Origin of the sequence: Leifsonia sp. ZF2019 (assembly GCF_019924635.1) — a bacterium.
Taxonomy (GTDB): Bacteria; Actinomycetota; Actinomycetes; order Actinomycetales; family Microbacteriaceae; genus Leifsonia.
Window position 1 is genome coordinate 929,224 of the sequence record NZ_CP065037.1, and the last position, 18,701, is coordinate 947,924.

Sequence of the window (18,701 nt, forward strand, 5' to 3'; positions counted from 1 at the left end):
GTCGGGGGCCCGGGCCATCATGGGGACATGACGGACGGGCCCCCTCTCACACGCACGCCCGTTGACCCGATCGACGGGTCGCACGGCAGGCTCGGCGTCGCGGGCGGCACAGCGCTCTATGTCGCCGCGGTGCTCGGGACGGGCATCCTCGTGCTCCCGGCGCTCGCGGCCTCCGTCGCCGGCCCCGGGGCGATCCTCGCGGTGGCGGCGCTCGCGCTGATCTCCATCCCGCTCGCCGCGACCTTCGCCGCCCTCGCGCGCCGGCATCCGGACGCGGGAGGCGTCGCGACGTTCGTGCGGCGTGCCCTCGGGGCGACGGCGGCGCGCATCGTCTCGTACTGGTTCTTCTTCGGCACGCCGATCGGGGCCCCGATCGCGGCACTCATGACGGCGCGCTACGTCGTCGCCGTGATCGGCGGAGACGCCGTGAGCACGACCATGATCGCAGTGGCGCTCATGGTCGTGCCGGTCACCGTCACCGCGTTCGGCGTCCGGTTCGCCGCATCGGTGCAGCTCGTGCTGTCGGGCGCGCTCATCGCGGTGCTGGTGTTCGTGCTCGCCGCTGCCGCTCCGCACGGCGATCCCGCGCGCCTCGAGCCGCTCCTGCCGCACGGCTGGGCCGGAGTGGGTCTCGCCATGAGCCTCTACATCTGGGCGTTCGCCGGGTGGGAGGCGGTGGCCGGCATCGGCGGAGAGTTCCGCGACCCGCGACGCGACATCCCGCGCGCCACGGCGCTCGCGCTCGTCATCGTGTCGGTCGCCTACCTCGCGATCCAGACGGTGACCGTGCTCGTGCTGGGCGACGCGGCGGCCACCAGTGAGGTGCCCCTCCTCGATCTGGTGTCGGTGGCGACCGGGACGGGCGGCGGAGTCGTCGTCGCCGTGATCGCGGCGATCGTCGTCACCGGGGTGTTCAACGCGTACCTCGCCGCGTTCTCCAAGCTGGGCGCGGCGATGGGACGTGACGGCGACCTCCCGCGCTGGTTCGGTCGCGGTGTCGAGAACGGCGCGGTCGCCCGGCGCGGGCTGCTGCTCTCGACCGTGGTCATGGCCGCGTACTCGGTCGTGGTGCTGGCGAGCGGCGACCTCGAGCCCTTCATCCTGGTGCACACGAGCATCGCGGCGGCGGTCTACGGTCTCGGCGTCGCGGCGGCCGTGGTCCTGCTGCCGCGCGGATCCGTCGGTTGGTGGATGGCGGTGCTGTCGTGCGTGTTCGCGGCGGGGCTGCTGCTCCTCGCCGGCTGGCATCTGGTGTTCCCGGCCGGCGTCGCACTCGTCGCCGTCCTGGTCGGCCTGCTGTCGGCGCGCGCGGCGCGGGCGCGGCGGGCGGTGACGGGCGGGGTGTGACGCGTCCGCCGGTCGCCCCCGGCACCATGACGCATAATTGGGGAAGCCGCGCCGGACCGGCGCACGTCCGAAGGGGGAGGCCGTGGCTGCTGACGCTGACGTGCCCGCCGACCGGCCGCACCCGCCGCGGGCCGCGAGCATGCGCGACGTCGCCGCGCTCGCCGGGGTGTCGCACCAGACGGTCTCGCGCGTGCTCAACGGGCACGAGAGCATCCGTGACGCGACCCGGGAGCGCGTGCAGCGCGCGATGGATGAGCTGAACTACCGGCCGAACCGTGCCGCGCGCGCCCTGGTCACCGCACGCTCGCGCACGATCGGCGTGCTCTCGACCTCCGCGGCGGCACTCTACGGGCCGGTCTCCAGCATCAACGCGATCCAGGACGCCGGGCGCGAGGCCGGGTACTACATCGCCGTCGCCCAGCTGGCCGACCTGACGCCTGCCGGGATCGAGGCGGGAATCGACCACCTCCTCGCGCAGGCGGTCGAGGGCATCATCGTGATCGCGCCGCAGGAGGTCGTGCTCGAGCAGGTCGCCGCCGCGCGGATCGGCGTGCCGTACATCACCCTCCAGAGCGGCACGGCGAGCATCGATCGCGAGCTCTCGGTCGACCAGGTGGCGGGCGCGCGGGCGGCGACGCGCCACCTCATCGACCTCGGCCATCGCACGATCGCCCACCTCGCAGGGCCGCTCGAATGGTTCGAGGCGCAGGCGCGTCGCGCCGGCTACGAGCAGGAGCTCGCCGCAGCCGGGCTACCGGTACCGGTGGTGCTGCACGGCGACTGGACGGCCGAGTTCGGCTACCGGTCGTCCCTGCAGCTGCTCGCCGGTCGCGAGGTCACGGCGGTGTTCACTTCCAACGATCAGATGGCGCTCGGCGTGTACCACGCGGCGCACGAGCTCGGCCGTACCATCCCGGGCGACCTGAGCGTGGTCGGCTTCGACGACATCCCCGAGGCGGCGCACTTCTGGCCGCCGCTGACCACCGTGCTGCAGGACTTCACCGTGCTCGGCCGGGGAAGCGTCGAACGGCTGGTCGCCGAGATCGAGGGCGGTGCGGAGGCGACCGGGACGAGCATCCAGCCCGACCTGGTGGTGCGGGCCTCGACGGCGGCACCGCGCTGAGGGATCAACCCCCGGTCTCGTCGGCGTCGCCGTCCATCCAGCGGCGCGGCCCCGCGCCTTCGGCCGCCAGCTCGTCGGACGGGTTCTGCAGCGCACACGTGCGCAGGCTGAGGCAGCCGCAGCCCATGCAGCCGGTGAGGTCGTCGCGGAGGTGCTGGAGGTCACGGATGCGCTGGTCGAGTTCCGTGCGCCAGAGGCGGGACAGCCGCGCCCAGTCCTTCTTGGTGGGAGTCCGGCCCTCCGGGAGAGAGTCGAGGGCGGCCCGGATGTCGGCCAACGGCACGCCGACACGCTGCGAGACGCGCACGAACGCGATGCGCCGCAGGACGTCGCGACGGTAGCGGCGCTGGTTACCCGCGGTGCGCTCGCTGGCGATGAGGCCCTGACGTTCGTAGAAGTGCAGGGTCGAGACGGCGACGCCGCTACGGGAGGCGACGTCGCCGACGCTCAGGATGGGTTCGGCGGGAGTCATTGACCTCAACAATAGTTGAGGTTCTAAGCTCGGACCATGACCTCCCGCGACACGGACGCCGAACCCTTCGGCGCCCCGACTCACCTTGACACCACCGCCGTCGACACACCCGCCGACCGCTCTCCACCCGGCGGTGTGCTCAGCGCGCACTACCGCTGGGTCAGCATCGGCATGTGCCTGCTCATCATGCTGGCCGCCTTCGAGGCGCTCGCGGTGACCACCATCATGCCCACGGTGAGCCGGGAACTGGACGGCGCGTCCCTCTACGCCTTCGCGTTCGCCGGTCCGCTGGCGGTGAGCGTCGTCGGCATGGTGCTCGCGGGTGCGTGGTCCGACCGGGGCAACCCGCGCTCGGCGATGTTCGCATCCGTCGTGTTCTTCTCCGTCGGCCTGCTCGTGGCCGGGACGGCGACGACGATGCCGCTCTTCGTCGCCGGCCGCCTGATCCACGGACTCGGCGGGGGCGCGCTCACCGTGTCGCTGTACGTGATCGTCGCGCGCGTCTACCCGCCGCGGCTGCATCCCCGTATCTTCGCCGGCTTCGCCGCCGCGTGGGTCGTCCCGTCGCTCATCGGGCCGCTGATCGCGGGGCTGCTCGCCGAGACGGTGGGCTGGCGGTGGGTCTTCCTCGGCGTCGTCGCGCTCGTCGTGCTGGCGATGCTGATGGTGGTCCCCGCCATGCGCGGCGTGCACGGTCCCGACGACGGGGCGGACCTGCCTCCGCGCGACCTCGGCCGCATCGGCTGGGCGGTGCTGGTCGCCGCGGCGGTGCTCGTGCTGACGCTCTCGGCCGAGGCGACCGGGCCCGTCCAGTGGATCCTGCCGCCGGTGGCCGCGGTCGTGGCCGTCGTCGCCATCCGGCCACTGCTCCCGCGCCGGACGCTGCGCGCCGCCCGCGGCCTCCCGAGCGTCATCCTGACCCGTTCGCTGGTGGCCGGGACCTTCTTCGCCGCCGAGGTGTACGTCCCGCTGCTGCTGGTGACGCAGTACGGGATGTCGGCGGCCCTCGCCGGGCTCGCGCTCACGGCCGCCGGGCTCAGCTGGGCGGCCGCCTCCTGGGCGCAAGGGCGCTTCGAAGGGATCTCCAACGGCACGGCCGCGTGGCTCGGCGCGCTCGGTCTGTCCATCGCGATCGGCTCATTGATCGCGACGGCCGCCCTCCACCTCCCGCCCGCGGTGGTCGTGGTCGGCTGGGCGTTCGCCGGGGCGGGGATGGGTGTGCTCTACCCGCGTCTCGGCGTGCTGACCCTCGAGTACTCGTCGCGCGACGACCAGGGGTTCAACAGCTCGGCCCTCTCGATCGCCGATTCGATCGGCTCCGCGATCTCGCTGGCGGCGACCGCGATCGTGTTCGCCGCGCTCGGAGCAGCGGCAGGCGGGGCGGTGCCGTTCGTCGGCGCGTTCGCCTTCACCGGCGTGCTGTGCGCACTGGCGTGGATGGTGGGGCCGCGTATCCTGCGGCGCTGACGACCCGCGTTCCGCTGGTATTGTTTTGGTACTAGTGGTACGCATGTTGTCTGGAGGCGCGGATGGAGACGGTCGCGGGACCCGCTGTGCTGGTGAGCCAGCTCGGCTACAACGGGCGGGCGGACAAGGCGGCCGTCATCGTCGGACGCCGGGTCGCCGAGGCGCGGGTCGAGACCGTCGACGGCGACCCGGTCGACGTGCCGGTGCATATCGCCGGCGCTCCGGAGCCGGTCGCGCACTGGTCGGGAGCCCGCTACGCGCGGGTGGAGTTCAGCGGGCTCACCAGGCCGGGCCACTACCGCGTGATCGCCGAGGTCGACGGAGCGGACGTCGCGTCCGAACCGTTCGCCGTCGCGGCGGACCGCCTGCCGGGCCTCGTCGTCGCCGACATCACGGCGATGTTCCGTGCCCAGCGGTCGAGCGGCGAGATCGAGCGCAAAGACGCCGCCGCCCGCTTCTACGACGACGACTCCGGGCGCACGGTCGACGCGCGCGGCGGCTGGCTCGACGCCTCCGGCGACTACAGCAAGTTCCTCAGCCATCTGACCTACACGCGCATGATGAGCCCGCAGCAGATCCCGCTCTGCGCCTGGGCGCTGCTGACCGCGGGCCGGGAGCTGCGCACGGCGCATCCCGCGTTCCGGACGAGCCAGTATCCGCGGCTGCGGGACGAGGGGCTCTTCGGTGCGGACTTCCTGGTGCGGTTCCAGGACCCGGCCGGGTTCTTCTACACCGGGATCTTCGACGCGCTGACCAAGCGGCTGGAGGAGCGGGTCATCACCGCCCCGCTGCAGGACAGCGTGCGGACACGGCGCTGGCAGGCGGCGTACCGGCACGGCGGCGGGCTCGCCATCGCGGCACTGGCCCTCGCCTCGACGGCGGACGAGGACGGCGACTACTCGCGCGACGCGTACTTCGACGCCGCCGAGCGCGGGTTCGACCACCTCGAGCGGCACAATCGCGAGTACCTCTTCGACGGCGAGGAGTCGGCGATCGACGACTACTGCGCCCTGCTGGCCGCGGCCGAGCTCGCGCACGCGGCTTGGACGCGCGGCGGCGATGCGTCGCGGTTCGTCGCGGCGGCGCACGGGCGCGCGGCCGCGCTCGCCGGCCGCGTGCGGGCGGGGAAGACCGGTGCGTGGCTGGTCGGAGACGTGGAGGGGCGGCCGTTCTTCCACGCCGCCGAGCCCGGGCTCCCGGCCGTCGCGCTGCTGCGCTGGGCCGAGGTGCTGCGCGCCGGGGCTGCGGGCGACGTCGCGGGCGATCGCCTGACGGATGCGCCTGAGCAGGCGGCACGCGCCGAGGAGGTCGCGCTCACCGTCCTGAGCGGGATGCTCGAACGCACCGACGCGGTCGCGAACCCGTTCGGGTATCCCCGCCAGCGCATCCGACCGCTCAGCGGCGCCGACCGTGACGCGTTCTTCTTCCCGCACGAGAACGAGACCGGCTACTGGTGGCAGGGCGAGAACGCGGGCATCTCGTCCCTCGCGTACGCGGCAACGGTCGCCTCCCGGCTCCCCGGGTGCGACGACGCGGCGCGCGAACGGCTGCGACGCCTCCACGCGGACGTGATCGGCTGGGTGGGCGGCCTGAACCCGTTCGACGCGTGCATGCTCCAGGGCCGCGGACGCAACGGGGTCGAGTACTCGGCGGAGTATCAGAACACACCGGGCGGCATCGTCAACGGGATCACCTCCGGCTGGGAGGACGAGGAGTCCATCGCCTTCCTGCCGGCCGAGGCGCCGGACGGCGAGGAGTGGCGCTGGGCGGAGCAGTGGATCCCGCACTCGGGATGGTTCCTCCTCGCCGTCTGCGCGGGCTGAGCGGGCACGCCGGCCGGTCGCGATCGGGCGCCCGCCCGGCGATTTTGACCAGATGTCGCGAAAGGCGGCCTCTTTCAACACATTTGGTCCACATCGGCGGAGGAAGGGGGCGGGGAGAAGCGGGACTGCGTGGGGTCAGGGTTCGATGACGGCCTTGACGAAGCCGGGAGCGTGGGCTGCCATGAGGGCGTAAGCGGCGTCGACGCCGTCGAGGCCGAAGCGATGGGTCACGAGCGGGGCGAAGGTGAACCGGCGGTCGGCGACGTGGCGCAGCGCGTCGGTCATCGCCCGCATCACGCGGGGATGGTCGGGGCAGAAGCCGTTGACGACGGTGGCGCCCTTGTACCAGAGCTCCATGTCGAAGGGGGCCGTCCCGGCGTGGTGGTAGCCGACGACGCACAGCGTTCCGAAGGGGCGGACCAGCGGGGAGGCGGTGGCGAGCCCGGGGGTGACTCCGGTGGCCTCGAGGACGACGTCGGCGCGCGGGTCGGCCGCGCCGCCCTCCGCCGCTGCGCCGCCGGAGCCCTCCGCTCGTCCGGTCTCCGCGTACGCCGCGACGTCGTCGGGGTGCAGCGCCACGTGTGCTCCGAGCGCCAGAGCGCGCTCCCGCGCCTCGGGATTGGGGTCGACGGCGATGATCGTGCGCGGGGCGCGGGTGCGCGCGAGCTGCAGCAGGCCGAGGCCCATGAACCCGAGGCCGATGATCGCGACGCGCGACCCGGCGGTTACCGGCGTGCGCGAGATCGCCTCCTCCAGGGTGGCGATGGGCTCGCCGATCGCGTGGGCGGGCTCTACGCCGGCAGGAACGGGGAGCAGCAGGTCGGCCTCCAGTACGGCGTGCGTGGCGAAGCCGGGACCGCCGAGCCCCGTGACCAGCTCGCCGTCCCGCCATCGGGACGCTCCCGGACCGGTGGCGACGACGCGGCCGGTGATCTCGTGTCCGAGGGCGATCGGGCCGTCGCCTGGGGCGGGTCCGTCACGCCAGGGCGTCAGGTCGGAGGTGCACACCCCGCTGGCGAGGATCTCGACGAGCACCTGCCCGGCGCCGGGCGCGGGGGTGGGGATCTCATCGATGCGGGAGGTGCGGGCGGAGACGACGCGGCTGATCAGCATGCGGTCAGTGTAGCCCTCGTGGTCGATTGTGGTTCTATGTGGATCGCTCCCGTATCCGGCGTGACGGCGCGATTCCGGCTTCCGCTCCGGCCTGCGGCATGTTTCGTCCGTGTGAAACCTCCTCCGCGCTCTTGTTACCGTGCGCTTTTCGTCTTAGTCTGGCATCGGGTGGTATTGATTTGGGATACCGTTCGGTTCACCCGCCCGGCGCCGCACAGGGTGCCGGACGGCGCATTTCAAGGGAGAGTGTGTGGTGCAGACGTATTCCGCGGCGGTGGTCGCCGCCGGCGGCCAGGGCAGGGTCCATGCGGCCGCCTACCGCGCCGATCCCCGCGTGCGCCTGGCCGGGGTAGCCGACCCGGATCTCCCGGCGGCCGAGCGCCTGGCCGCCGAGCTCGACATCCCGCACGCCGGCGCCGATGCCGCGGCCATGATCGCCGCGGTGCGGCCCGACATCGTGAGCGTCTGCACGCCGCCGCAGCACCGCCGCGCGGTGGTGGAGGCCGCGATCGATGCGGGTGTCCTCGCCGTCCACTGCGAGAAGCCGTTCGCCCTCACCTACGGGGACGCCGTCGCGATGACCCAGCGTGCGGCGGACGCGGGTGTCCAGCTGACCGTCAACCTGCAGCGTCGATTCGAGCCCGTGCACCGCTTCGCCCGTGCCCAGCTGGACGAAGGGATGATCGGCGAGCTGGTGACCATCGAGGGCTACTGCCCGAACCTTTTCGACTGGGGCAGCCACATCGTGGACCTCGCCCTGTTCTACCGCCACGACGCCCCGGCAGAATGGGTGCTCGCGCAGCACGACGTGAGCATCAACCGCTACGTCTACGGCGCGTTCGTCGAGACCTCCTCGGTCACGCAGATCGCATGGGCCGACGGCGTCCGCGCGACGATCGCGACCGGCCGCGAGCCGGCCACGCCCGTCCTCAACCGTGAGAACAACCTCGGGCTCATCCTGCAGGGCACCCGCGGGCGCATCGTCGTCAACGGCCAGGAGTGCGTCGTGCAGCGGTTCGGCGCCGACGGGATGCGCTTCGCCTCCCCGTACGCCTCCGACCCCGCGGGCTGGGACCACGGGATCGACCCGGCCATCTTCGCGTGCACCGCGGAGGCGGTGGCCGACCTGGTGGACGCACTGGAGACCGGCGCGGAACCCGTACTCGCGGGCCGCCACGCCCTCGCCGGGGCCGAGATCGTGTTCGCCAGCTACGAGAGCGCACGATCCCGCGGTCGCGTGACGCTGCCGCTCCGGGTCTACGACAACGCCCTGACCGCAGGACTCGACGAAGGACTGTGGTCGCCGGTGGGCGAACTGCGGTCGACGTGGTGAGGGAGCGCGTCATGACGACGGCGACGGTCGTGCTCACGGGGGACGACGTGTACGAGGACCTCTTCGGCGCAGGCGTCGAGCTGCAGGGGCTGCTGGCCGCGGAGGGGCTCGCGACCCGCGTCAGGATCGGCACCGGATCCCTCGGCCGGGACGAGACCACCACCGACGTGCTGATCGCCCTCTACCGGGCGGCGGGCGACCTGGGCCCACGGGAGCGCGCCGGACTGCGGGAGGCCGTGGCCGCCGGGGCCGGTCTGCTCGCGGTGCACTCCACCGCCTACTTCGACGACGGCGCCACCGCCGACGCGGAGCTCGCCGAGTTGATCGGCGCCCGCTACCTCGACCACGGCCCCCAGCCGCACGAGAGCCGGTACACCGTGCGGCTCGCGGAGCATCCCATCACCGCGGGCGTCGAGCCGTTCGATCTGCAGCACGAGCACTACCGGCTGGCCGTGCGGCCCGGCTCCGACGTGCTCGCCTGGCGGGACGCTCCCTACGGGCGCGAGCCTCTCGTGACGGCGCACCGCTACGGGCAGGGCCGGGTCTGCTACCTCCAGTTCGGCCACGACCTGCGCGCCTGGGCGTCGAGCGGCGTCCGCGCGCTCGTCGCCGGCGCGGCCCGCTGGCTCGTCGCCCCGCCCGCCGCGGAACCGGTGCCCGCCGCCGTCCCGGCGGCCGCCGCACGCGGCCCCGGTGGCGCGCCCGACACCGCCCCCACCCGTCCGACCGAGACCGAGAGCAGCGACACCCCATGAGAGTGCTCCTGAGACGAGCCGTCTTCTACCTGATCACCGCCTGGGCGGCGATCAGCCTCAACTTCCTGCTTCCGCGCATCATGCCGGGGAGCCCGGCCGACGCGTTGATCGCCAAGTTCCACGGCAAGCTGTCGCCGCAGGCGATCGAGGCGCTGCGCGTGCTGTTCGGGCAGAGCGACGCGAGCCTCTGGCAGCAGTATCTCGACTACTGGAAGAACCTGTTCAGCGGCAACTTCGGCATCTCCTACGCGTACTACCCGACCCCTGTCGCCGACGTGCTCGCGAGCAGCATCGGCTGGACGCTGGTGCTCATCACGGTCTGCACGGTCCTCGGCTTCGTCATCGGCACCGGGCTCGGGATGATCGTCGGCTGGAGGCGCGGCAGCTGGCTCGACGGCCTCATCCCCGTGACCACGCTGCTGTCGAGCATCCCGTACTTCTGGTTCGCGATCTGCGTCGTGCTGGTCTTCTCGATCATCCTGCACTGGTTCCCGCTCTCCGGCGGCTACGCGGTGACCGAGACGATCGGCTGGAATCTCGGCTTCATCGGCAGCGCGACCTATTACGCGATCCTCCCGGCGCTCACGATCGTCGTCGCCTCCATCGGCGGCTGGCTGATCGGAATGCGCAACATGATGGTGACCACGCTGAGTGAGGACTACGTGCGGCTCGCCGAGGCGAAGGGGCTGCCGAAACGGCGCGTGATGTTCACCTACGCCGCGCGCAACGCCATCCTGCCGTCGTTCTCGAGCTTCGCGATGTCGCTCGGCTTCGTGGTCGGCGGCTCCATCGTGACCGAGGTCGTCTTCAACTATCCGGGCATCGGCACCGTGCTGTTCAAGGCGGCGCAGGCGCAGGACTACCCGCTGATGCAGGGCATCTTCCTGGTCATCACCATCACGGTCCTGATCGCGAACATGCTCGCCGACCTCATGTACGTCTTCCTCGACCCCCGCACCCGAGAGAGCTGAGAGCGCAACCCATGGCCATCACCACCGCCACCGTCGCCGAGGCCGAGTCCGGCGAGACGGACACCCCCACCTCCCGCTTCGCCTGGATGCGCGCCTTCCGGCGCCCCTGGACCCTCACGGGTGTCGTCATCGTCGCCGTGTTCTGCGTGCTCGCCATCATCGGCCCCTGGATCGCCCCGTACGACCCGTCGGCCGTCAGCAAGCAGACCCTGCAGCCGCCGAGCCCCGAGCATTGGCTGGGCACGACCCAGACCGGCCAGGACGTCTTCTCGCAGATGCTCTACGGCACGCAGATCTCGCTGCTCGTCGGCGTCGGCGCCGCGATCGTCGCCACCGTTCTGTCGGTGATCGTCGGCCTGGCCGCCGGGTATCTGGGCGGGCTGTCCGACGAGCTGCTGTCGCTGCTCGCCAACGTCTTCCTCGTCATCCCGGCGTTGCCGCTGACCGTCATCCTCGCCGCGTATCTGCCGAAGTCGGGTTCGATCGGGATCATCCTGGTCATCTCGATCACGGGATGGGCGTGGGGCGCGCGCGTGCTGCGCGCGCAGACCCTGTCGCTGCGCAAACGCGACTTCGTCGAGGCCGCCCGAGCGACCGGCGAGCGCACGTCGAGCATCATCTTCCGCGACATCTTCCCGAACCAGATCGCGGTGATCGCCGCCAGCTTCCTCGGCACGGTCACCGGCGCGATCCTGACCCAGGCCAGCCTGGCCTTCCTCGGGCTGACGAACGTGACCGAGTGGTCCTGGGGCACGATCCTGTACTGGGCGCAGGTGTCGAGCGCGATGCTGACCGGGTCGTGGTGGTGGTTCGTGCCGGCCGGCCTCGCGATCGCGTTGCTGGGCACCGGGCTGTCGCTGGTCAACTTCGGCATCGACGAGTTCATCAACCCCCGGCTGCGCCAGGCGGGAATCGGAACGAAGAAGGCCCAGAAGGCGCAGGCGCGGGCACAGCGCGCGAAGACCGTCCGACGCCCGGCGCGCGTGCGCGGAGAGCGCCCGCCGCACCGGCCGTTCGACCCGGCGACCAGCGACGTGATCCTCCGGGTCGAGAACCTGCACGTGGACTATGTGGGGGAGTCGTCGGTGACGCCCGCGGTCAACGACGTCACACTGACGCTGCGCCGCGGCGAGGTGCTCGGCGTCGCCGGCGAGTCCGGCTCGGGCAAGTCGACCCTGGCCTACGCCATCACCCGTCTGCACAAGCCGCCGGCGCAGATCACGAGCGGCCGGATGCTCTACACGAACCCGGACGGTTCGGTCACGGACATCCTCGCGATGAGCGACAACGACCTGCGGGACTTCCGTTGGGAGGAGCTGTCGATCGTCTTCCAGTCGGCGATGCACGCCCTGAACCCGGTGCTCACCGTGGGCGCCCAGATCGACGACGTGCTCCGCGCCCACCGGCCCGGGATGTCGCCGGCCGAGCGCGCGGCGCGGGTCGTGGAGCTGCTCGGGCTGGTCGGCATCCAGACGGATCGCGTGAACGCGTACCCGCACGAGCTCTCCGGCGGCATGCGCCAGCGCGCCATGATCGCCGTCGGCCTCGCGCTCGATCCCGAGATCATCGTGATGGACGAGCCCACCACCGCGCTCGACGTCGTGATCCAGCGCCAGATCATCGAGAAGATCATCGAGCTGAAGGACCGCCTCGGTTTCGCGGTCGTGTTCATCACGCACGACCTGTCGCTGCTGATCGAGCTCTCGGACACCATCGCCGTCATGTACGCCGGGCGCGTGGTCGAGCTCGCGGACGCCGACGAGTTCTACCGCAACCCGCGGCACCCGTACAGCCAGGGCCTGCTCGGGTCGTTTCCGACGCTCTCGGGCCCGAAGCGCGAGCTCGCGGGCATCCCGGGATCGCCGCCCGACCTGCGCCGGCTGCCCGCGGGATGCGCGTTCGCCGACCGTTGCCCGCTCGCGTTCGACCGCTGCCACGAGGTGGTGCCAGAGCTGCTGACGCTCGCCGGCCCCGCCGAGTGGCGGCAGACCGAGGCCGCGTGCCTTCTCTACGAGGGCGACGGCAGCGCCCCCGACCGCCCGGCCGACGCCGACACCCTGATGGAGGACGCCCGATGACCACGATCGAGACCGCACCGGCGGCCGCCGACGAGCGGGCGGACGTCCCCGTGCTCGAGGCGCTCCACGTCACCAAGCACTTCCCCGCTCGCGGACGGCTCTTCGCACGCGGACCCAAGCGCGTGGTGCACGCGGCGGACGACGTCTCCCTCGCGCTGCACGCCGGCCGGATCATGGCGCTCGTGGGCGAGTCCGGTTCGGGCAAGTCGACCTTCGCGCGCCTCCTGGCCCAGCTGCACCCGGTGACGAGCGGCGAGATCCGCTACCGCGGCACGCCCGTGCGTGTGAAGGGCGGCCGCTCACTGCGGGAGCACGTGAGCCACGTGCAGCTGATCCTGCAGGATCCGTTCGGCTCCTTCAACCCCGTCGCGACCATCGCCAGGACGCTGACGCGGGCCGTCCGCATCCACCATCCGAAAGCGTCGCCGAAGGAGCAGACGGCCCTCATCGACGACCTGCTGGGGCAGGTGAGCCTCCGGCCCGCACGACAGTTCACCGAGAAGTATCCGCACGAGCTCTCCGGGGGCCAGCTGCAGCGCATCTCCATCGCGCGGGCGCTCGCGGCGAACCCCGACGTGTTCCTCGCGGACGAGCCGGTGTCGAGCCTCGACGTCTCCATCCGCCTCGGCGTGCTGAACCTGCTGCGGCGGCTCGTGGAGGAGCGCCGGGTCGCCCTCCTCTATGTGACGCACGACATCGCCTCCGCCCGCTACTTCGCCGAGGACACCAGCGTGATGTACGCCGGGCAGCTGGTGGAGGCCGGGCCCAGCGAGACGGTGACCCAGAAGGCCGCGCACCCGTACACCCAGCTGCTCATCGCCTCCGCGCCCGACCCGTCCCGTCCGGACGACGAGCGTCCGCGCGACATCGGGCAGCCGCCGAGCCTCATCGATCCGCCCGCGGGCTGCCGGTTCCACCCTCGCTGCCCGTTCGCCATGGACCGGTGCCGTACCCAGGCCCCGCCCGCGTTCGCGCTCGAGGACGGCCAGTGGGCGAAGTGCTGGCTGTACGCCGACGACGCCGAGGCCATGGTCAAGCGCACCGAGAACGCGGCCGCCTACGGCCTGGGCCCCGTGCGCCCGGCCGGCCGCCGCCTCACCACCGGGCCGCATGCGGCCCCCGCAGACGCTCCACGCACAACCGAAACCAAGGGAGACCAGCAATGAATCGCAGAAGGTCCGTGCGCCGCGCCCTCATCGGCGCGACGCTCGCCGCCTCGCTCGTCGTACCGCTCGCCGCCTGCTCGTCGAACGGTTCGAGCTCGGGCGACGGACTGATCCTCAACGTGGCGAGTCAGTCCGACAGCCTCACCCAGTCCTTCAACCCGTACCTGCCGAACACCGCGCAGGGCGCGACCTACACCAACCAGGGCGCAGGCGGCTTCATCTACGAGCCGCTCGTGCAGATCAACAACGTCGACATCGGCAAGGACATCCCGTGGCTCGCCAAGTCGTGGGAGTGGTCGAACGAGAACAAGACGCTGACCCTGCACCTGCAGAGCGGCGTGAAGTGGACGGACGGGCAGAAGTTCTCCGCCGACGACGTCGTCTTCACCTACGAGATGCTGAAGAAGTACCCGGCCCTGAACGTGGGCGGCGTCGACTTCGACACCATCACCGCGCCCGACGCGGACACCGTGGTGATGACCTTCACCGCGCCGTCGGAGACGAAGTTCACCTCGCTCGTCGGGGCCGCGATCGTCTCGAAGCACATCTGGTCGAAGGTCGGCGATCCGACCACCTACGTGGACAAGGATCCGGTCGGCACCGGACCGTTCGTGCTCGACAGCTTCTCGCCGCAGAGCTTCGTACTCAAGACGAACAAGGACTACTGGCAGGAGCCGGCCAAGATCGGCGGCATCCGGTTCATCCCCTACAAGGACAACCAGGGCCAGACGAACGCGCTCGTGCAGGGACAGGCCGACTGGTCGGGCACGTACATCGCCGACGCCGAGAAGACCTACCTCTCCAAGAGCAAGGACAACCACTACTGGGCCCCGGTCGTGGGCTCGGACGGTCTCATCCCGAACCTGGAGAAGTGGCCGCTCAGCGACATCGCCGTGCGCCGCGCGATCAGCCTCGGCGTCGACCGTGCCCAGATCGGCGCCGCGACCGACTCGCCGCCGGCGACCAGCCAGACGGGTCTCCCGATGCCGGCCTTCGCGAGCGAGGTCGCACCCAAGTACAAAGACCTCGTCTTCAAGCAGGACAAGCCGGCCGCCGAGAAGCAGCTGACCGACGCCGGCTACACGAAGGGCTCCGACGGCTACTACGAGAAGGACGGCAAGAAGGTCGAGTTCTCGGTCAGCTTCCCCGCCTCGTACACCGACATCGCGGCCCGCGCCCAGGTGCTGGTCTCGCAGCTGAAGGACATCGGGATCAAGCTCGACATCGACACCACCTCGGTGAACGACATCAACAAGATCACCGCAGACGGCACATTCCAGTCCACGATCGGCTACCCGGTGGGTCCGGCGCCGCGCGCGTTCAACATCTACGACTCGATGATGAACCCGAACAAGTACTACCCCCTGGGGCAGGCGACGCCGACCTTCGAGAACATCGAGCGCTTCAACGATCCGACCGCCAAGGCACTGTTCGCGCAGTACCCGCTGGCGACCACGGACGAGGAGCGCGCCGCGATCCTCGAGAAGCTCCAGGGCATCTGGATCGACCAGCTGCCGATGATCGTGATGTTCTACTGGGGCAACTACGGCGACTGGAGCAGCGCGAAGGTCACCGGCTGGCCGAGCGAGGACAACCCCTACTTCGCGCCCTACCCCAACCCGGTGGTGGCACTGAAGCTGAAGCCGGTCTCCTGACCCAGGAGCACCCGGAACGAGCGACCGCGGGCGGGCCGGAGCGACCGGTCCGCCCGCGGGCGCGGACAACGAGAAGACGAGATGAGCCGAAACAGATCAGCACTCGTCGTCGTGAACGGCGACGACATCCACCACGACCTCCTCGCCGCCTCGCAGGTGTACCAGCAGCTGGGCATCGAGGCGGGCCTCGTGACGCGGCGCGGGATGGGCATGAACCGCTTCATCGACGCGCGCCCCGAGACGGCCGACGCCGACACCTACCTGCTCTACACGTCCGGCGGCCAGTTCCCGACCGAGCAGCAGGAGGCGCTCGCCGCGGCCGTGCGCGCAGGCAAGGGCGTCGTGGGCATCCACGGCGCCAACATCCTCGGCTGGGACGGCGAAGGGCTCGACCCTGCCGATCGGCCGATGTTCGAGCTGCTCGGCAACCGGTACCTCTCCCACGGGCCGGGCCACCACGAGGGGCGGCACACGGTGGAGATCGTGGGCGCGCACCCGATCACCGCAGGGATCGGAGACTTCGAGCTCTTCGACGAGTACTACGAGTTCGAGCTCGCGGACGACGACGTGCAGGTCATCGCTCAGCGCCATCGTGCCGACGGCGAGGTGATCCCCGTCATGTACGCGCGGGAGGTCGGGGAGGGGCGGGTCGTCTACCTCGCCCTGGGCCACGACCTGCGGGCGTGGGGAGAGCCTCCCGTGCGCGAGCTGGTGCGCCGGGCACTCCTGTGGACGGCGGGGGCCCTGTGAGCGCGCCGATCGCCGTGATGGGGTACACGATCCTCGAGCAGGCGCGGGCGGATCTGGAGGGGACCTTCGCCCGTGTCGCCGGCATCGGCTACCTCGGCGTCGAGACCTACGGGCTCGTGGAGGAGTACGGACCCGAACGGGTGCGCGCCGCCGCCGACGCGGCGGGACTCGCGATCACGAGCGCGCACACGCCGTTCCCGGCGGGAGAGGACGCCGAACGCCTGCTCGACGCGGCCGGGGCGCTCGGTGCCGGAACGCTGGTCTGGTCGATGGAGCGCGAGGAGTTCGACTCGCCCGAGACCATCGCGGCGGGGGTGCGCCGCGTCAACGAGGCGGCGGCGAACGCCGCCGAGCGCGGGATGGTCGTCGGCTACCACAATCACTTCGCCGAGTTCGCGAACCGTTTCGACGGGCGGCAGGCGTACGACCTCCTGCTCGACCTGCTCGACCCCCGCGTCGTGATCGAGCTCGACGCCTACTGGGCCCGGATGGGCGGCGCCGACCCCGCCGAGGTGCTCACGCGTCTCGGCGACCGGGCGCGGCTCATCCACATCAAGGACGGCCCGGCGCAGAGCTACGAGGACGACGTGATGGTCCCGATCGGGGCGGGAGCGATGGATTGGCGGGGCATCCTCACCGCGCCCTCCGGACTCCGCTGGCACATCGTCGAGCTTGAGCGCCTCAGCGTCGACACGTTCGACGCCCTCGAGGAGTCGTACCGCCACCTCGTCGGCTCCGGGCTCTCCGACGGGAGGACCGCATGAGCGGCCGCATCCTGTTCCTCGGCGGCAACGGGATGATCGGCTCGGCCGCCGCGCGCGAGGCGGTCGCGCAGGGCGCCGAGCTGACGATCATCACGCGCTCGGCACCGCGACGGCCCGTGCCCGACGGCGTCCGGCTGCTCACCGGCGACGTGCGAGACCCTGCGGCGCTGGCCGGGCTTCTCGGCGACGAGCGCTGGGACGCGGTGGTCAACTGGGTCGCCTTCACCCCGGCCGACCTGGACGGACACGTCGAGTACTTCGGCGACCGCACCGGGCAGTACGTGTTCATCTCGACCTGCTCGGTGTTCGGCCGCCCCATCCCGCTGCTGCCGATCACGGAGTCGAGCCCGCGCCGTCAGCCCGTGTTCGGCTACGCCCGCGACAAGATCGCGTGCGAGCTGCACCTCGAGCAGGCCCATCGCGAGAGCGGCTTCCCGCTGACGATCGTGCGTCCCTTCCACACCTACGACGAGACCACGGTGCCGCTCCTGTCGGGCTGGACCGCCGTCGAGCGGATGCGCGCGGGGGAGCCGGTCGTCGTGCACGGCGACGGCACCTCGCTGTGGACGCTCATGCACTCCGCCGACTTCGCGCGGGCGTTCGTGCCGCTGCTGGGGGAGGGGCACGCGATCGGCGAGAGTGTCAATGTCGTGAGCGGCGACGTGCTGACATGGGACCAGATCCACCTCGAGCTCGCGCGGGCGGCCGGGGTGCGCGAGCCACTGCTCGTGCACCGGTCGAGCGAGTCGATCGCCGAGGAGATCCCCGGCTGGCGCGAGGTGCTCGAGCACGACTTCCGGCACACGATGCTCTTCGACACCACGAAGCTGCAGCGTCTCGTACCCGGGTTCGCGCCACGGGTGTCGTTCGCCGAGGGAGCGCGCCGGGTCGTCCGCCACCACGATGCGCACGACGGCGCGCGCGGGGTCGACGCCGAGCTCGGTGCGGCGTTCGACCGGCTCTCCGCCCGGGTCGCCGCAGGGCCTGACCGGTCACAAGTGGTATGAATGAGGCACGCGATCGGCAAGGGGAGGGTATCGACTGTGACGCAGCCGGAGACGCTCGGGGGTAACGCGGTCGCCGCGATCAGGCCGGACTACCCCGAGCCACTGTGGATCCAGGTGATCACCCTGATCAACAACGAGATCGCTTCGGGCGTGCTCAAACCGGGGATGCGCCTCCCCCCGGAGCGGGAGCTCTGCCAGCAACTGTCGATCTCCCGGGTGACGCTGCGCAAGGCGCTGAGCCAGCTTGTCGAGGACGGCGTGCTGAGCGCCTCCCACGGCCGCGGCTGGTACGTCGCCCAGGCGCCCGCCGTCGGCAAGGACTTCCCGAACAGCCTGGAGTCGTTCACCGAGACCGCCGCCCGGATGGGGCTCGCCCCGTCCTCGCGCGTGCTCCGCGCCGAGGCGAAGCCCGCCACCCTCGACGAGGCCGAGGAGCTGGGCGTCGCCCCGGGCACCCCCCTGTTCCACCTGGAGCGGGTGCGTCTGCTCGACGACGTGCCGATCGCGGTCGACGTGACGAGGATGCCCGCCGCGCTCGCCCCCTCGCTCGAATCGGTCGACTTCTCGACGGCGTCGTTCTACGAGGCGCTCGCCGAGGCCGGGGTGGAGCCCCTGCGGGCGGACGCGACGATCGAGGCGCGCGAGAGCACGGCCTCCATCGGGGAGCACCTCGGGCTGGAGGTCGGCAAGCCCGTGCTGGTGATGCGCCAGGTCGCCGTCGACGACAGCGAGCATCCCCTGTTCGTCTCGACGATCACGTACGCGGGCGAGCGCTACCGCCTGCGCACCAACTTCGCGCGCGCCCGCTAGCCTGCAGCGCGATTTGGACCGAATGTCGCTTCTGGGCGACGTTGACGCGACATTCGGTCCAAATCGC

Annotated in this window: 16 protein-coding genes; 14 read left to right on the forward strand and 2 right to left on the reverse strand. The window is 71.3% G+C overall.

What is annotated here, in order from left to right; all coding sequences use genetic code 11:
- The first annotated feature begins 27 nt into the window (after positions 1-27).
- Together IT072_RS04745 and IT072_RS04750 are read left to right on the forward strand one after the other, a co-directional pair.
- Positions 28-1,347 carry an APC family permease gene (locus IT072_RS04745; protein WP_223359776.1) on the forward strand — a complete coding sequence of 440 codons (1,320 nt, stop codon included), beginning with the start codon at positions 28-30 and terminating at the stop codon, positions 1,345-1,347.
- Positions 1,348-1,486: 139 nt separating this feature from the next.
- Positions 1,487-2,470 carry a LacI family DNA-binding transcriptional regulator gene (locus IT072_RS04750; protein ID WP_223360901.1) on the forward strand — a complete coding sequence of 328 codons (984 nt, stop codon included), beginning with the start codon at positions 1,487-1,489 and terminating at the stop codon, positions 2,468-2,470.
- 4 nt (positions 2,471-2,474) lie between these two features.
- Here IT072_RS04750 and soxR read toward each other — a convergent pair whose 3' ends face one another.
- Positions 2,475-2,942 (reverse strand): redox-sensitive transcriptional activator SoxR, encoded by a 468-nt coding sequence (gene soxR / locus IT072_RS04755; protein ID WP_327058938.1) that lies wholly within the window; start codon positions 2,940-2,942, stop codon positions 2,475-2,477.
- Positions 2,943-2,978: 36 nt separating this feature from the next.
- Between soxR and IT072_RS04760 the strand changes: the two genes are divergently transcribed.
- Both IT072_RS04760 and IT072_RS04765 read left to right on the forward strand, forming a co-directional pair.
- Positions 2,979-4,409: an MFS transporter gene (locus tag IT072_RS04760; protein ID WP_223359780.1), complete on the forward strand. Its 1,431-nt coding sequence runs from the start codon at positions 2,979-2,981 to the stop codon at positions 4,407-4,409.
- A 62-nt stretch (positions 4,410-4,471) separates the two neighbouring features.
- Positions 4,472-6,232, forward strand: a complete 1,761-nt coding sequence (locus IT072_RS04765; protein WP_223359781.1) for a glycoside hydrolase family 9 protein — start codon at positions 4,472-4,474, stop codon at positions 6,230-6,232.
- A 135-nt stretch (positions 6,233-6,367) separates the two neighbouring features.
- Here the strand turns inward: IT072_RS04765 and IT072_RS04770 are convergent, their stop codons facing one another.
- Entirely contained in the window at positions 6,368-7,345 is a 978-nt protein-coding gene (locus IT072_RS04770) for an alcohol dehydrogenase catalytic domain-containing protein (RefSeq protein WP_223359783.1), read from the reverse strand.
- Between the two features lie 253 nt (positions 7,346-7,598).
- Between IT072_RS04770 and IT072_RS04775 the strand changes: the two genes are divergently transcribed.
- The 10 genes from IT072_RS04775 (at position 7,599) to IT072_RS04820 (ending at position 18,634) form a co-directional block, all read left to right on the forward strand.
- Positions 7,599-8,678 carry a Gfo/Idh/MocA family protein gene (locus IT072_RS04775; protein WP_223359784.1) on the forward strand — a complete coding sequence of 360 codons (1,080 nt, stop codon included), beginning with the start codon at positions 7,599-7,601 and terminating at the stop codon, positions 8,676-8,678.
- Between the two features lie 11 nt (positions 8,679-8,689).
- Positions 8,690-9,433: a ThuA domain-containing protein gene (locus IT072_RS04780; protein WP_223359786.1), complete on the forward strand. Its 744-nt coding sequence runs from the start codon at positions 8,690-8,692 to the stop codon at positions 9,431-9,433.
- Positions 9,430-10,404 carry an ABC transporter permease gene (locus IT072_RS04785; RefSeq protein WP_223359788.1) on the forward strand — a complete coding sequence of 325 codons (975 nt, stop codon included), beginning with the start codon at positions 9,430-9,432 and terminating at the stop codon, positions 10,402-10,404. The genes IT072_RS04780 and IT072_RS04785 overlap by 4 nt, the downstream gene beginning before the upstream one ends.
- Before the next feature lie 11 nt (positions 10,405-10,415).
- On the forward strand, positions 10,416-12,482 hold the full coding sequence (locus IT072_RS04790; RefSeq protein WP_226655984.1) for a dipeptide/oligopeptide/nickel ABC transporter permease/ATP-binding protein: 2,067 nt from the start codon (positions 10,416-10,418) through the stop codon (positions 12,480-12,482).
- Positions 12,479-13,648 carry an ABC transporter ATP-binding protein gene (locus IT072_RS04795; RefSeq protein ID WP_223359790.1) on the forward strand — a complete coding sequence of 390 codons (1,170 nt, stop codon included), beginning with the start codon at positions 12,479-12,481 and terminating at the stop codon, positions 13,646-13,648. The genes IT072_RS04790 and IT072_RS04795 overlap by 4 nt, the downstream gene beginning before the upstream one ends.
- Positions 13,645-15,303 carry an ABC transporter substrate-binding protein gene (locus IT072_RS04800; protein ID WP_223359792.1) on the forward strand — a complete coding sequence of 553 codons (1,659 nt, stop codon included), beginning with the start codon at positions 13,645-13,647 and terminating at the stop codon, positions 15,301-15,303. Before IT072_RS04795 ends, IT072_RS04800 begins: the two co-directional genes overlap by 4 nt.
- An 81-nt stretch (positions 15,304-15,384) precedes the next feature.
- Complete coding sequence (locus IT072_RS04805) at positions 15,385-16,053, forward strand: ThuA domain-containing protein (protein ID WP_223359793.1); 669 nt, start codon at positions 15,385-15,387, stop codon at positions 16,051-16,053.
- Positions 16,050-16,817: a sugar phosphate isomerase/epimerase family protein gene (locus tag IT072_RS04810; RefSeq protein ID WP_223359794.1), complete on the forward strand. Its 768-nt coding sequence runs from the start codon at positions 16,050-16,052 to the stop codon at positions 16,815-16,817. The genes IT072_RS04805 and IT072_RS04810 overlap by 4 nt, the downstream gene beginning before the upstream one ends.
- On the forward strand, positions 16,814-17,824 hold the full coding sequence (locus IT072_RS04815; protein WP_223359795.1) for an NAD-dependent epimerase/dehydratase family protein: 1,011 nt from the start codon (positions 16,814-16,816) through the stop codon (positions 17,822-17,824). Before IT072_RS04810 ends, IT072_RS04815 begins: the two co-directional genes overlap by 4 nt.
- 36 nt (positions 17,825-17,860) lie before the next feature.
- The gene (locus IT072_RS04820; protein WP_223359796.1) at positions 17,861-18,634 is read left to right on the forward strand and encodes a GntR family transcriptional regulator; all 774 of its coding nucleotides are present in this window, start codon (positions 17,861-17,863) and stop codon (positions 18,632-18,634) included.
- The last annotated feature ends 67 nt before the right edge of the window (positions 18,635-18,701 follow it).

Excerpts from the sequence above, each read along its gene's own strand:
- IT072_RS04800 (WP_223359792.1), top strand. The coding sequence starts at position 13,645 with ATGAATCGCAGAAGGTCCGTGCGCCGCGCCCTCATCGGCGCGACGCTC.
- IT072_RS04765 (WP_223359781.1), top strand. The coding sequence starts at position 4,472 with ATGGAGACGGTCGCGGGACCCGCTGTGCTGGTGAGCCAGCTCGGCTAC.
- IT072_RS04785 (WP_223359788.1), top strand. The coding sequence starts at position 9,430 with ATGAGAGTGCTCCTGAGACGAGCCGTCTTCTACCTGATCACCGCCTGG.
- IT072_RS04815 (WP_223359795.1), top strand. The coding sequence starts at position 16,814 with ATGAGCGGCCGCATCCTGTTCCTCGGCGGCAACGGGATGATCGGCTCG.
- IT072_RS04750 (WP_223360901.1), top strand. The coding sequence starts at position 1,487 with ATGCGCGACGTCGCCGCGCTCGCCGGGGTGTCGCACCAGACGGTCTCG.
- IT072_RS04790 (WP_226655984.1), top strand. The coding sequence starts at position 10,416 with ATGGCCATCACCACCGCCACCGTCGCCGAGGCCGAGTCCGGCGAGACG.
- IT072_RS04745 (WP_223359776.1), top strand. The coding sequence starts at position 28 with ATGACGGACGGGCCCCCTCTCACACGCACGCCCGTTGACCCGATCGAC.
- soxR (WP_327058938.1), bottom strand. The coding sequence starts at position 2,942 with ATGACTCCCGCCGAACCCATCCTGAGCGTCGGCGACGTCGCCTCCCGT.
- IT072_RS04780 (WP_223359786.1), top strand. The coding sequence starts at position 8,690 with ATGACGACGGCGACGGTCGTGCTCACGGGGGACGACGTGTACGAGGAC.
- IT072_RS04795 (WP_223359790.1), top strand. The coding sequence starts at position 12,479 with ATGACCACGATCGAGACCGCACCGGCGGCCGCCGACGAGCGGGCGGAC.
- IT072_RS04805 (WP_223359793.1), top strand. The coding sequence starts at position 15,385 with ATGAGCCGAAACAGATCAGCACTCGTCGTCGTGAACGGCGACGACATC.
- IT072_RS04760 (WP_223359780.1), top strand. The coding sequence starts at position 2,979 with ATGACCTCCCGCGACACGGACGCCGAACCCTTCGGCGCCCCGACTCAC.
- IT072_RS04770 (WP_223359783.1), bottom strand. The coding sequence starts at position 7,345 with ATGCTGATCAGCCGCGTCGTCTCCGCCCGCACCTCCCGCATCGATGAG.